The sequence below is a fragment of the Streptomyces sp. NBC_01320 genome (assembly GCF_035974375.1).
GTDB lineage: Bacteria > Actinomycetota > Actinomycetes > Streptomycetales > Streptomycetaceae > Streptomyces > Streptomyces yanii.
This window is the reverse complement of the sequence record NZ_CP108390.1, coordinates 2,127,077-2,139,546: the sequence shown is the minus strand read 5'-3', so window position 1 is coordinate 2,139,546 and position 12,470 is coordinate 2,127,077. Positions and strand designations below refer to the sequence as shown.

Genomic DNA, 12,470 nt, shown 5'->3' with positions numbered 1-12,470 from the left:
GGGGAGGAGACGGGATGCGCGGATCGTTGACCGCCAAGGGACAAGCGACGCGTGGCCGGATTGTCCAGGGGGCTGTCGCGGTGCTGCGGGAGAAAGGTGTCGCGGTGGCGACGCTGGACGATGTCCTTGCACGCACTCGTACGAGCAAGAGCCAGCTGTTCCATTACTTTCCCGGCGGCAAGGACGAACTGCTGCTCGCCGTCGCGCAGTTCGAGGCCGACCAGGTACTCGACGACCAGCAACCCCACCTCGGGTGCCTGGACTCGTGGGATGCCTGGTACCGGTGGCGTGACACGGTCATTGCGCGCTACGAAGAACAGGGCGACCAGTGCCCGCTCGGTTCGCTGTTCCTGCAGATCGGCCGCAACACCCCAGGGGCGCGGGCGATCGTGATCGAGTTGCTGCGCCAGTGGCAGGAGCACCTGGCGACGGGGATCCGAGCTATGCAAACCGCAGGACACGTGCCCATCTCGCTCGACGCCGACCGGACCGCAGCGGCGCTGCTGGCGGGAATCCAAGGAGGGGTGTCGATCCTGCTGTCGACCGGTCGATCCAGCCATCTCCATGCGGCGCTCGACGAGGGGATCATGGCGCTGCGCAACGCCGCGTCCGCTGAGATCTGAGCCCACATCTGCGCCCGCCGAGAATGTCGGCCGACGACGTGTACCGCGCTCGGTCGCGGACGTGCGCACACTCGCGGCAACCCGAGTGAACCCTTTCCCCGGATCTCACCGTACCCTCGACCTGGTCGGCGAGAAGTGGACGCTGCTGATCTTGCGTGACGCCTTCAACGGGGTGCGCCGCTTCGATGACTTCCGCCACCATGTGGGGCTCTCGGAGGCGGTCCTGGCCGGCCGACTCCGCAAGCTGGTCGCGGCCGGGATCCTGCATACGGTCCCGTACCAGGAACAGGGCAGCCGTACCAGGCGCGAATATCGCCTGACCCGCAAGGGGCGGGATCTGTGGCCCATTCTCGTGGCGCTCGGGCAGTGGGGCGAGACCTACGTCGCCGACCCCGAGGGGCCGGTGCTGGACATCCGGCACAGCGCATGCGGCGCGCCGGTTCACGTCGTGGTCGAGTGCTCCGGTGAGCATGGTGCGCTCACCCCGGTCGAGGTCACCGTCCTGCCCTGACCTGCGGCCCGGCGTCACACCTGAATGCGGGCGGCGAGCGAGTCGACCTGTTCTGCGGACCGCATCGCTACGACATCCCGTGCCGCCACATCCGGCCTCGGGCGGCGCAGTCCGATCGCCCATACCGTATCTGACGCTATGTCAATTACCTTGCACCAGCCGAAAAAGCCGTGTCCAGGTTCAACGGTCAACCCCCGAAGGCGCGTCGGGATTCCGTACGCAGCCCCTCCCCGTCGCCGTGCCCAGGGGCGGACCGCGGCGTCATGGTCCCGGTGCCCCGCCCGGTGCACGCCGGCTGGGTGATCGACGCCAAAGGGGCGGCAGACAAATGTGTCGCCCCGGCGCGCGGGGGACCGTACCGTCGCCCGAATGAAGCTGCTCTCCGTCAATGTTGGCAAGCCGCGACCCAACCCGTGGAAGCGTCTCAGGGCGACAGGGATCGACAAGCAACCCGTTCATGGTCCCGTCTCGGTCGTCGCCCCCGGCCCGAAGGGCACCGGCGCGGTGGGCCTCGTCGGTGACCGCGTCTACGACGTGAAGCACCACGGTGGTTCCGAGCAGGCCGTCTACGCCTATGCCCGCGAGGACCTCGACGGGTGGCAGACCGAGCTGGGCAGGCCGCTGTCCGGCGGCGTCTTCGGGGACAACCTCACGACACTTGGCCTCGACGTCAACGGCGCCCTGATCGGTGAGCGCTGGCGCATCGGGCCCCAGGTGGTCATGGAGGTGTCGTGCCCACGGATCCCGTGCGCCACGTTCCAAGGCTGGCTGGAGCGCGAGGGCTGGATCAAACGGTTCACGCAGGCCGCACTGCCGGGCGCCTATCTGCGCGTGATCGAGCCGGGAGAAATCCGTGCCGGCGACCCGGTCGAGATCGTGCACCGGCCCGACCACGATGTGAGCGTTGCACTGGTCTTCCGCGCGATGACGCTCGAACCGGAACTGCTGCCGCGGCTGCTGGTCGCCGACGCGTTGCCCGAGGAGAGCAGAGAACTGGCCCGCAGGCGAACGACCACCTAAAGGCCTGTCCCGTAGTCCCTGGCGGAACAGCGCGCGGCGTTGGATGCGGTGCATCGCAAGGTGGCGGAGCGTCCTCATGCTGGGCGTATTCGGGTGTTCCGACAATGCGGCGAGGTGCCGTAGCTGTCGTCGTGCGCCCGCCAAGGATTACGGGACAGCCATTAGCTACTGAACGTGATCGGGTGTTGTCGGGCATGCAGCTCATCGTGCTCCGCATGCCTTGCGCGATGGTGTGGTCGTGTGCCCGGGCGATCGGAATCCGGTTCGTTGCAGGGCGGCGGGACCACTAGGGTCAGGCGGGTGAGTGATCTTCAGCCCGTCGTATGGCTACTTACCGGTATGCCCGGCTCGGGTAAGACCACCTTCGCGAAGGCGTTGGCACGAGGCGGTGTCGTTCGTCTGCCAGTGGATGACCAAATGACAGCCCGGCATGGACGGATCGGTAAGGATCACGCCGAGTACGAACACCTCGCGCTTCAGGCTCCCGTGATCGAGGACGTTCGGCGTCAGCTCGTCGCACTCCTACGGGAAGGCCGTTCGGTAGTGCTGGATCACGGCCTGGGCACCCGCGCGGTCAGGGACGACTACAAGCAGTTGGTCACGGAGTATGGCGCCAAGTGGCGGCTCGTCTACTTCCAGGCTGATCACGATGAGTTGTTGCGGAGACTGGCCAAGCGGAACAACGAACAGGAACATGGCGTGATTTCGCCAGAGACGCTGGCCTGGATCGCCGAGCACTCCGAAGCCCCTGCGAGCGAGGGTGAAGAGCCCCCAGTACTTCCAACCTCAGCCTGACAAGGATTCCGGGCTGAGATGGCTGCCGGTCACGCAGATCCAGGTCCCGGTCGACAGCCGGGCCAGATCAGGTGTCACCGTCGCCCTGCGGCACGCCTTCAACGACCTGCGGCTCCACCGGCTGGAGGCGAACATTCAGCCGGCAAACAAGGCGTCTTTGGCCTTGGTCCAGCGCCTGGGCTTTCGTTACGAAGGTCTGTCGCCCGCCTATCTCTATATCGACGGGGCCTGGCGCGACCACGAACGTTGGTCCATCGCCGCACCGTCTCCATGGACGCCCGATCCTTCCCTTCCCGAGGTCTAGTAGACCGTCGCAGCTAATTTTTGGGATAAAGGTGACGCAGTTTGATGCGTGCGTCGTGGGTGGTGAACTGCCAGTCGACCTGACGTTGGTCGGTGTTGGTGGCGTTCTGCCAGGCTGAGAGTTCGGTGTTGAGGTTGTCGAGGTTGCTGATCCGGCGGTCGAGGCATTGCCGGGTCAGCGCGGAGAGTTCGATCTCGGCGATGTTGAGCCATGACCCGTGTTTGGGTGTGTGGTGGATCTCGAGGCGTTGGGCCAGGGCGAAGGCCTCTTCTGGTTCGAATGCCTCGTACAGTGAGGCGATGCCGTGGGTGTTGAGGTTGTCCATCACCAGCACCACGGCCTCGGCGTCGGGGTAGTCCACGCTCAGTAACTGTTTGACCTGGCCGGCCCAGTCGATCCGGGTCCGCTGGGACAGTGCCTGGACTCGACGCCATCCGCGCAGGGGTTCGACCCACACGAAGATCGAGCACGTGCCGCGGCGGATGTACTCGCTGTCCTGGCAGGCGTCGTGACCAGGGCGGGCCGGGAGCGGGTCGCGGGCATGGTCGAGGAGCTGGTAGGGCTTCTCGTCCATGCACACCACGGGACGTGCCGGATCGTAGGGCCGGGCATAGACGGCCAGCACGTCTTCCATCCGGGCCGCGAACTCCGCGTTCGCTCGTGGTGGGATGGTCCAGCACTTTCTCAGATGAGGACGCAGTTCCGTTTTTTTAAGACCCGCCCGATGGTGGAGTGGTCCAGGTCGGGGATGTCCTCGACCAGCGCGACGTGCTTCTCCAGCAGCCGCAGGGACCACCGGGTATAGCCCTGGGGTGGCTGTGAGCACGCCATCGCGATCAGCCGGGCTTCGACCTCACCGGTCACCGGCGAGGGCACCGGCGGGAGGTCGCGCCTCTTCCGCGCGATCGTGGCGTGCACATCGCCACCGGTCTCGGTGAAACGCTTGGCGACCAGCCGCAACGTCTCACCGGAGACGCCGAGCCGGGCCGCGATCACCTCCTTGGTGTCCACCTCACCCACCGAGCTGTCCAGCGCAAGCAGCACCCGCGCACGCATGATCATCGAGGCTCCACGAACACCTGTCGTGGTCACCCGGACCAGATCCTCACGATCCTGCGCGGTCAAACTGACCGGCCGCTTCTTCTGCGAACCCATGACAACAGTCCTATCTGGCAAGGGGGAAGGAACCTGCCAGACACCAACCTCCCAGTCAGGTGCACCATAACTAAGCGGCGACACGCTACTAGTGCCGTGACCGGCGATGGTTGTCCCGTGAGGAGCGTCGTCCGGTGCGTGCGATCGCAGGGCGGCCGGACGTCCTTGGACGGGGTCTGCCCTGCTCGAACGGAGCGGAGAGCTTGGGGAAGGAGCTACCAGGGCTTTTGGCCGATGCGGAAGGGGGTCCCCCTGGCCCTCAAGGCCTTGGGGGAGGGCGTGCCGGGCGGTGCGACGGGGCAAAGCCTGCCCGGAGGGGCACTGGGCATTTCTTCTGCGGTCACAGCCATTAGTTGATGGCGGAGGTGGCGACGGTGGCTTCGTAGCGGACGGCGAGCTTGTCGTGCCTGGTCGCGACGGCGCGGTGGCGTTTCAGCCGGTTGATGCCGCACTCGACGGCATGCCGTTCGCGGTAGTCGATCTTGCAGAACCTTGGTGGCCGCCCGCTGCGGCTGCCCAGGTTTTTGCGGTGGCGGATCTGGTCGGTCTTCTCAGGGATCGTGCAGGTGATGCCGCGCCTGCGCAGGTAGGCGCGGTTGGCGCGAGAGCCGTAGGCCTTGTCGGCCCGAACCCTGTCGGGCTTGGTACGAGGTCGTCCCGGACCCAGCCGCAGCACGCTGATTGCCTCCAGCACCGGCTGGAACTGCGGGGGAGTCATGCCGCTGCCCAGCGGTGATAACCATCGACAGGACCTTCTGACCCTGCTCGACGGCCAGATGCAGTTTGGCTGTCAGCCCGCCACGTGATCGCCCGAGTCCGTGGTCGACGGGCTCCGCCTGGACGCTGCCCGGCGGTTCTACCTGCAGATCCCCTTTTTACGCGCACCAGCGGCGTGCCGGTGCGCGCGGGCGATCGTAGAGTCCACGCTCATATCTCAGGTGATCAGCTCCTGGGCATCCGCTCTGGCTTGCAGCTCTTTCAAGATCCGCGCCCACGTGCCGTCTCGCCGCCGGCGCCGGAGCAAGCCATAGGCGGTCTCCCACTTGCCGTACCGGGCGGGCGCGTCCCCCCATGGCGCACCTGTACGCGTACGCCACCGAATCCCGTTGATGAGCTGCCGTTTCGTCCACCTCGGCGGACGGCCCGATTTCTTGTCCACCGGCAACAACAATCACCACGGGACGGTTGGCGGGAGAACGCGTCAGCCGGCGGACTGAGCGAGATGGTCGGCGGGCAGGGGAGAAGCTCGCCCTGAGGTCGCAGTCCTGTGGTGGGTCAGTCGACGTACTGGTATCGATGCGCCGGGCTGAACGGCACCGCTCTGCGGCCGTCTCCGGTGGATTCAGCCCAGCAGGCCGCCGGTGCAGCCCTTGCCCCCAGGATCTGAACGGCTCCGCGTTCGGCCTGCTCGCCACCGTCCACTCGCTTGGCAACCTCACCTCCTCCGCCGTGGCCGACGCGCTGTGGACCGCCATATCGCCGACCGCGGCGTTCACCCACCTTGCGGTCGGGATGGTCCTGGCCCTTGCGGGCCTGCTCATGGCGCGCGCGCCGGTGCAGCCCGGCGCTGACATCTCCGAGCCCCTGCGTGATGGGTTGTCCGCGCGGTGCGCGATCCTGGAGACATGGAGATCGAGATCCTGGTCGTACCGGACTGCCCGAACGAGATACCCGCCACCGAGCAGCTGCGCCGCGCGCTTGACGACGTCGGCCTGGGCGACACCACGTTCGCCACCCGGATCGTCACGACCCAGGCGGAGGCGGAGCGGACCGGATTCACCGGTTCGCCGACCGTACTGGTCAACGGGCGCGATCCGTTCGCGGAAGAGGGGCGGGAGCCGGGGCTGGCCTGCCGGGTCTACCGGAGCCCGCAGGGCCTGTCCGGGGTACCGCCGCTGGAGGGGCTGGGGCTGGCACTGAAGAAGGCCGCCGACGCCGATCTGCCTCGCTGACCGGCAACGGGCCGGCTCAGGTGTGGGCGGTCGCAGCCTGCTCCAAGCGGGTGTGCGGGGTGGCGGCGAAGTCCTCGGCGCGTCCCAGTTGCTTGTGCAGGTCAGGACTGTGGCGGCCGTGCGGTAGTGCAGCGTGCTCCTGAGTGCCCGGCCGGTCCACCGTTCGGACCGGTCGGTGAGACAGAGGTGGACCGCTCGCTCGCCGGATTCGGCAGTGTCCGAATGGAGCGCATCGGCCAGTGCCTGCCGCGTTGTCCGGTGGGGGGCGGCGCCGATGAGCAGGCGCAGTACCACCACGACGCCCACCGCGAGTGCGGGGGCGCCGATGATCTGGGCCATGCTTGCCGCACCGGTCAGCTGCAGCCCGTAGCCGAACAGTGAGGCCAGGCCCAGACCGACCGTCACGAAGCGGCTGCCCAAGGCGGGCAGCAACCCTGCCACCCCAATGATCAAGGTGAGGAGGACGACGGCAGCCGGCGACGACACTTCTTCCAGCAGCCGCGGCCCTGCCACACAGGCGACCAGCAGCGGTGCGAAGCCGGCCAGCAGACGAAGGTCGGCGAACAGCGGCCCGCCGTCTCCGTCGCGCGGGACGACCGCCCGCCCGCGTTGCCGGGGGCTGTGGTTGCCGGACCAGGAGCAGAACCGCCTGCATCGACGTTCCGGCTTCTGGCTTCAGCGGTGTTCCGGGTTCGGGAAGTCGAAGCGGCAGCCCGCGTCCCATTCGGATCGCTGGTTGCCGTGCGCCGGAATCCCGCCCGCGCGCTTGAGCATGGCCGCCAGGTGCATCAGGTTCCACGTCATGAAGGTGGTGTTGCGCTTGGTGAACTCGTTGTCGGGTCCGCCGGATCCGGCATCGAGATACGACGGTCCTGGGCCCGCCTCCCCGATCCAGCCCGCGTCGGCCTGCGGCGGGATGGTGTACCCGAGGTGCTGGAGGCTGTAGAGCACATTCATCGCGCAGTGCTTCACGCCGTCCTCATTGCCGGTGATCAGGCAGCCGCCCGCCCTGCCGTAGTAGGCGTACTGACCCTTCTCGTTGAGCAGGCTGGAACAGGCATAGAGCCGCTCGATCACCTTCTTCATGACTGACGAGTTGTCTCCCAGCCAGATGGGGCCGGCCAGCACGAGGATGTCGGCCGCCATCACCTGGTCGTACAGTGCGGGCCACTCGTCACTGGCCCAGCCGTGTTCTGTCATGTCCGGCCATACGCCGGTCGCGATGTCGTGGTCGACAGCCCGTACGACGTCGACGCTTACACCCTGCGCCTCCATCACGGCCCGGCTTCTGTCGATCAGCCCTTGTGTGTTGCTGACTTCGGGTGAGCGTTTGAGCGTGCAGTTGACGACGAGGGCGCGCAGGTCGTCGTAGCGAGCGGGCGACGAGTCGGCACTGGGCGACTGGGTGGTCACAGGTCCTCCTGGCTTCCGCCGCCATGCCGTCACGGCGGCCCAACACCGATCATCGTGCTGGCAGGGATCTGGCTACCGCTGCTACGGCACAGTCGAACACCGCCGATCACCCCGACAGCCGAGCACCCGGCAGGCCGGCCCCTGACGGACGTGCCCTTCACTCGACCGGGGGCTGGTGCGTGGTTCGCCCTCCGGCATGTGCATACGTTCGACCCATGGACACCCACCCCACCTCCGGTCCGCAGAATTCCGGGACGAGGACCGAGGACGTCGCGAACCTGATGGTCCGCTGTCTTGAGGCCGAGGGCGTGGAGTACATCTTCGGGATCCCTGGCGAGGAGAATATCCGTTTCGTCGATGCCCTGGACGGCTCGCGCATCCGATACGTCCTGGTCCGCCACGAGCAGGGCGCCTCGTTCATGGCCGAGATCTACGGACGCCTGACCGGGCGGGCCGGGGTGTGCTCGGCCACGCTGGGGCCCGGTGCGATCAATCTCCTGCTGGGTGCCGCGGACGCGACGACCAACAGCACACCGTTCGTGGCTCTCGCCGCGCAGGGATCGCTGGACCGGGTGCACAAGGAGTCCCATCAGGTCATCGATCTGGTGTCGATGTTCGCGCCGGTCACCCAGTGGTCCGCTCGCGTGGACAGCCCTGTCGCGGTGCCCGAGATGGTACGGAAGGCGTTCAAGACCGCGCAGAGCGAGCGTCCGGGAGCGGTCTTCGTAGCAGTCCCCGAGGACATCGAAGCCTCACGAATCACGAAGCCGCTCAACCCCCTGCAGGTCGACACGGTCCATGCCGACGCGCCGTCGCCCTCACAGATCGCGCGGGCGGCGGAGGTTCTCGCGACGGCGCGCCGACCGGTCGTGCTGGCCGGCCACGGCGCCGCGAGGGGCAAGGCGTCAGAGGCTCTCATGCGTTTTGCCGAGCGGCTGAACGTGCCGGTAGCGACCACCTTCCACGGGAAGGGCGTCTTCCCCGACGATCATCCGAACGCGCTCGGGGCGGTCGGCTTCATGCGCCACGACTATTCCAACTTCGGCTTCGACACCGCAGACGTCCTCATCTGCGTCGGTTATGAAGTCCAGGAGTTCGACCCGGTGAAGATCAATCCGGACGGCGACAAGCGCATCGTGCACCTGCACCGGTTTCCCGCCGAGGTGGATGCGCACTACCCGGTCACGGTCGGCGTCGAGGGCGATCTTTCGCAGGCACTGGACGCACTGGCGGCCGCGCTGCCGGACGGCCTCGACTACGCGTCAGGAACCGGTGCGTGCATCCGGGCCCTGCTCAACGAGGAGCTGGAGTACGGACGACGGAGCGACGCATGCCCGCTCGTGCCGCAGCGCGTGGTCACCGACGTGCGAGCGGCACTGGGGCGCGACGACATCGTGCTCGCCGACACCGGTGCCGGAAAGATGTGGATGGCCCGCCTGTATCCGGCGTACGAGCCGGACACCTGCCTGGTCTCCAACGGACTGTCCACCATGGGCTTCGCGCTGCCCGGTGCCATCGCCGCGAAACTGGCCCGCCCGCAGCAGCGTGTGCTGGCCATGATGGGCGACGGCTCTTTCCTGATGAACTCCCAGGAGCTGGAGACCGCCGTTCGCGAACACATCCCGCTGGTGGTCCTCGTATTGGTCGACGAGGAGTACGGCCTGATCACCTGGAAGATGGAGCTCGAACTCGAACGCCACAGCCACACCCGCTTTACCAATCCGGACTTCGTCGCCCACGCCGAGAGTTTCGGCGCCCACGGCTACCGCATCGAGACGGCCGGTCAGCTACTGCCGGTGCTGCAGCGTGCGCTGGCCGGCGACGGGGTGTCGGTGATCGCCTGCCCCGTCGATTACTCCGAGAACCTGCGGCTCACAGAGCGGCTCGGCGCGCTCCACGGCCCGTTCTGACTCGACGTGTCAACAACGCTCGTGATCAATACACTTTGGGTCTGTTGCGAAAGTGCTGGTCGCAGCCGTTCATGGATGGCTGTGACCAGCACGGTGGCCTCATGGCGGACAGAAGGCCTACGCATGCGCCCGGCGCTGCGGCCGACGTGTCCTTCTCGGAGGGCTTCCGGATCAGTCGGTGTCGAGGCCGTCGACCAGGCGGTTGAGGAACCGGGTGAACGTGGCTTCCGGGGTGAGCGGGCGTCCGGGTGCGGCGAGGGCCTCGGCGAGCTCCGGATGATGGCCGTCCGCGGCGACAGCGGTCAGGTAGCGGGCCTCGGCTGCGGCCCGGTCGGGTGATCCCGCGGCTGCGGTCTGCGCGATCTCGTGGGCGACGTGCCCGGCTACGAATCCGGTGAGCTGGGCGAAGACCTCCAGCTTCGCTGCGCCGTCCAGCCCAGTGGGCCGCAGGGCGGCAAGGGCGCGTTCCAGGAAGGCCAGGGTGTTGGGGCCGGGTGTCCGGCGGGCCGACAGGGCAGTGGGCAGCCAGGGATGCCGGAGCATGTGCGCGCGTTGGAGGTGGGCGATGGCCTTCAGGTCGGTGCGCCAGTCGCCGGTGCGGTCGTCCGCCGTCGACAGTTCGCCGCTGACGTGGTCGATCATCAGTTCCAGCAGTGTCTCCTTGTCGGGGGCGTAGCTGTAGAGCGACATGGCGCCGGCTCCGACCTGTGAGGCGACCCGTCGCATGGTGACCGCGTCCAGCCCTTCCGCGTCCGCGAGGGCGACGGCTGCCGCTGTGATCGCCTCGCGGCTGAAGGTGGGCCTGCGCCCCCTGCGGGGCCGGGTGGGGCCGAGCCAGAGTTCTTGGGGGTCGACGCTCGTGGCGCCGGACCCGCCGTCAGGGGTACCGATCTCCGTTTTCCTTTCCTCGCCGCTGCCTCTCGTGTGGAAGCCATCCAAGCATCCACTATTCTCGTACGTAGTACGAGAATAGTGGAGGGCAACGATGACATCACGCACGCACGACGCCCTGCCGAGGCAGGCCTGGACGCCGCCTTCCGGGAAGCCGCCGCTGTCCGCACGGCTGATGAGGGCGACCTGGCGCAATCTCCCGGCCAAGCGGCACGAAGCCGGGTGGGAGCCGGGTTTGGTGGTCCCGGCCGCCGACGGCAGCCCGTTGCGTACAGATCACTACTTTCCGCGCGCAGAGGGGGACTTCCCCACCCTTGTCGTGCGCTCGCCGTACGGCAGGGGCGTGCCGTGGTCACCCATGTACGGCATGCTCTTCGCCGAACAGGGCTTCCACGTGGTCCTGCAAAGCTGCCGCGGCACCGGTGGCTCGGGTGGCCGGTTCGATCTGTGGCGCAACGAGGCCGACGACGGCCAGGCCACGGTGACCTGGCTTCGAAAGCAGTCCTGGTTCAACGGACGACTGGGCACAGTCGGCCCCAGTTACCTGGGATATGTGCAGTGGGCGCTCGCCCTGGACCCACCACCGGAGCTGAAGGCCATGGTGGTGCAGGTGGGTCTGCACGATCCCTACACCCTGTTTCACACCGACGGTGCACTCCGCCTGGAGAACGCCCTCGCTGTCGGTGTCGGCATGACATACCAGCATCGGGGGATCGGCCCCTTCGTGAGGGCGACGCTGCGCCTGCAACGTCGACTGCGCGCCATCACCACCGCGCAGCCACTACGCGGGGCCCACGTGTCCGCCCTGGGGGGTGAAGTGCCCTGGCTGGACGACGTGATGACGCACCCTGACGCCAACGACCCGTACTGGCTGGGCGCGTCCCCGGGAGAAGCGGCGGAGCGGCTGAGCGTGCCCACCGGCCTGATCACCGGATGGCACGACGCGCTGGCCGACCAGACCTTCGAGCAGCACGGCCGGCTGCGTCGGGCCGGGTGTGAGACCGCACTGCTCGTCGGCCCCTGGACACACACCTCCGCACTTCAACAGGGCTGGCCCGAGGTGTTCGCCGAGAGCCTCGCCTGGCTGCGCGCGCACCTGTGCGCCGACCCCTCCGGCCTGCGCCCCACCGGAGTGCGCGTGCACGTCGGTGGGGCCGGCGAATGGCGGGACCTCGACGACTGGCCGCTGACCCCGGCCGCGACGTCATGGTTCCCCGCCCCGGACGGGTATCTCACCCAGCAGGCCCCCACGGACAACACACCGCTGACGTCCATCCGCTACGACCCGGCCGACCCCACCCCGTCCATCGGCGGCCCTCTGCTCTCCCGTACCGCCGGACCCCGCGACAACAGCGTCCTCGAAGCCCGAGAGGACGTCCTGACGTTCACCGGCCCGCCGCTGGCCGAGCCCGTGGACGTCCTCGGCCCGGTCTTCGCGCGGCTGAGCATCTCCACGGACACCGGATACACCGACGTCTTCACCCGACTGTGCGACGTGGACGCACAAGGCCGTTCCATCAACGTCTGTGACGGACTGACTCAGCTGCGGACGGTGGAGGAGGCGCCCTCGATGGTCACCGTACCGATGAGTTCGACCGCCCACCGGTTCGCCGCCGGTCACCGTATCCGCTGGCAGATCAGCGGAGGCGCCCATCCGCGCTACGCCCGTAGTCCCGGCACCGGGGAGTCGTCGGTCGACGCCACCGACTTCACACCGGTACGCATCACGCTCCACGCGGACTCAGCACTGATGCTTCCCGGAAGCACCCAGGCTGCGCAGCCCTTCGAAGGTGAACAGCCCGACGCATAGACAGCGGGGCGCCACCGGGAAGAAAGGAATACAGTCCCGGCGCACGACGTCCTCGTCCACCACCTGGTGGCCCTCCGGCGGATTCT

The 12,470-nt window shown here is 67.7% G+C and carries 11 protein-coding genes and 2 pseudogenes; 8 read left to right on the top strand and 5 right to left on the bottom strand.

Going from position 1 to position 12,470, the window contains the following annotated elements; all coding sequences use genetic code 11:
* Positions 1–14: 14 nt before the first annotated feature.
* The 5 genes and pseudogenes from OG395_RS10225 to OG395_RS10205 form a co-directional block, all read left to right on the top strand.
* Positions 15–623, top strand: a complete 609-nt coding sequence (locus OG395_RS10225) for a TetR/AcrR family transcriptional regulator (protein WP_327249305.1) — start codon at positions 15–17, stop codon at positions 621–623.
* 61 nt (positions 624–684) lie between these two features.
* Entirely contained in the window at positions 685–1,134 is a 450-nt protein-coding gene (locus OG395_RS10220; protein WP_327242593.1) for a winged helix-turn-helix transcriptional regulator, read from the top strand.
* A 369-nt stretch (positions 1,135–1,503) separates the two neighbouring features.
* Positions 1,504–2,154 carry an MOSC domain-containing protein gene (locus OG395_RS10215; RefSeq protein WP_327242592.1) on the top strand — a complete coding sequence of 217 codons (651 nt, stop codon included), beginning with the start codon at positions 1,504–1,506 and terminating at the stop codon, positions 2,152–2,154.
* A gap of 300 nt (positions 2,155–2,454) precedes the next feature.
* Complete coding sequence (locus OG395_RS10210) at positions 2,455–2,949, top strand: AAA family ATPase (protein ID WP_327242591.1); 495 nt, start codon at positions 2,455–2,457, stop codon at positions 2,947–2,949.
* Positions 2,950–3,028: 79 nt separating this feature from the next.
* Positions 3,029–3,253: pseudogene (locus OG395_RS10205) on the top strand (GNAT family N-acetyltransferase); the annotation flags it as partial.
* A gap of 13 nt (positions 3,254–3,266) precedes the next feature.
* Here OG395_RS10205 and OG395_RS10200 read toward each other — a convergent pair.
* From OG395_RS10200 to OG395_RS10190, 3 genes and pseudogenes are all read right to left on the bottom strand, one after another.
* Entirely contained in the window at positions 3,267–4,049 is a 783-nt protein-coding gene (locus OG395_RS10200; RefSeq protein ID WP_327242590.1) for an IS630 family transposase, read from the bottom strand.
* Positions 3,938–4,408, bottom strand: coding sequence for a helix-turn-helix domain-containing protein (locus tag OG395_RS10195; protein ID WP_327242589.1), 471 nt, complete (start codon positions 4,406–4,408; stop codon positions 3,938–3,940). The genes OG395_RS10200 and OG395_RS10195 overlap by 112 nt, the downstream gene beginning before the upstream one ends.
* A gap of 349 nt (positions 4,409–4,757) precedes the next feature.
* Positions 4,758–5,579 (bottom strand): annotated as a pseudogene (locus OG395_RS10190) (IS5 family transposase).
* A gap of 454 nt (positions 5,580–6,033) precedes the next feature.
* Between OG395_RS10190 and OG395_RS10185 the strand changes: the two are divergent.
* Positions 6,034–6,360, top strand: a complete 327-nt coding sequence (locus OG395_RS10185; protein ID WP_327242588.1) for a hypothetical protein — start codon at positions 6,034–6,036, stop codon at positions 6,358–6,360.
* A 675-nt stretch (positions 6,361–7,035) separates the two neighbouring features.
* Here the strand turns inward: OG395_RS10185 and OG395_RS10180 are convergent.
* Complete coding sequence (locus OG395_RS10180; protein ID WP_327242587.1) at positions 7,036–7,773, bottom strand: flavodoxin family protein; 738 nt, start codon at positions 7,771–7,773, stop codon at positions 7,036–7,038.
* Between the two features lie 215 nt (positions 7,774–7,988).
* On the opposite strand from OG395_RS10180, the gene OG395_RS10175 reads away from it, so the two are divergent.
* A complete protein-coding gene (locus OG395_RS10175) occupies positions 7,989–9,683 on the top strand; it encodes an acetolactate synthase large subunit (protein WP_327242586.1) in 1,695 nt (564 codons plus the stop codon).
* 171 nt (positions 9,684–9,854) lie between these two features.
* Here the strand turns inward: OG395_RS10175 and OG395_RS10170 are convergent, their stop codons facing one another.
* A complete protein-coding gene (locus tag OG395_RS10170; protein WP_327249304.1) occupies positions 9,855–10,574 on the bottom strand; it encodes a TetR/AcrR family transcriptional regulator in 720 nt (239 codons plus the stop codon).
* A gap of 94 nt (positions 10,575–10,668) precedes the next feature.
* On the opposite strand from OG395_RS10170, the gene OG395_RS10165 reads away from it, so the two are divergent.
* Positions 10,669–12,384: a CocE/NonD family hydrolase gene (locus OG395_RS10165; RefSeq protein ID WP_442818535.1), complete on the top strand. Its 1,716-nt coding sequence runs from the start codon at positions 10,669–10,671 to the stop codon at positions 12,382–12,384.
* The last annotated feature ends 86 nt before the right edge of the window (positions 12,385–12,470 follow it).

Excerpts from the sequence above, each read along its gene's own strand:
- OG395_RS10225 (WP_327249305.1), top strand. The coding sequence starts at position 15 with ATGCGCGGATCGTTGACCGCCAAGGGACAAGCGACGCGTGGCCGGATT.
- OG395_RS10215 (WP_327242592.1), top strand. The coding sequence starts at position 1,504 with ATGAAGCTGCTCTCCGTCAATGTTGGCAAGCCGCGACCCAACCCGTGG.
- OG395_RS10195 (WP_327242589.1), bottom strand. The coding sequence starts at position 4,408 with ATGGGTTCGCAGAAGAAGCGGCCGGTCAGTTTGACCGCGCAGGATCGT.
- OG395_RS10185 (WP_327242588.1), top strand. The coding sequence starts at position 6,034 with ATGGAGATCGAGATCCTGGTCGTACCGGACTGCCCGAACGAGATACCC.
- OG395_RS10175 (WP_327242586.1), top strand. The coding sequence starts at position 7,989 with ATGGACACCCACCCCACCTCCGGTCCGCAGAATTCCGGGACGAGGACC.
- OG395_RS10165 (WP_442818535.1), top strand. The coding sequence starts at position 10,669 with ATGACATCACGCACGCACGACGCCCTGCCGAGGCAGGCCTGGACGCCG.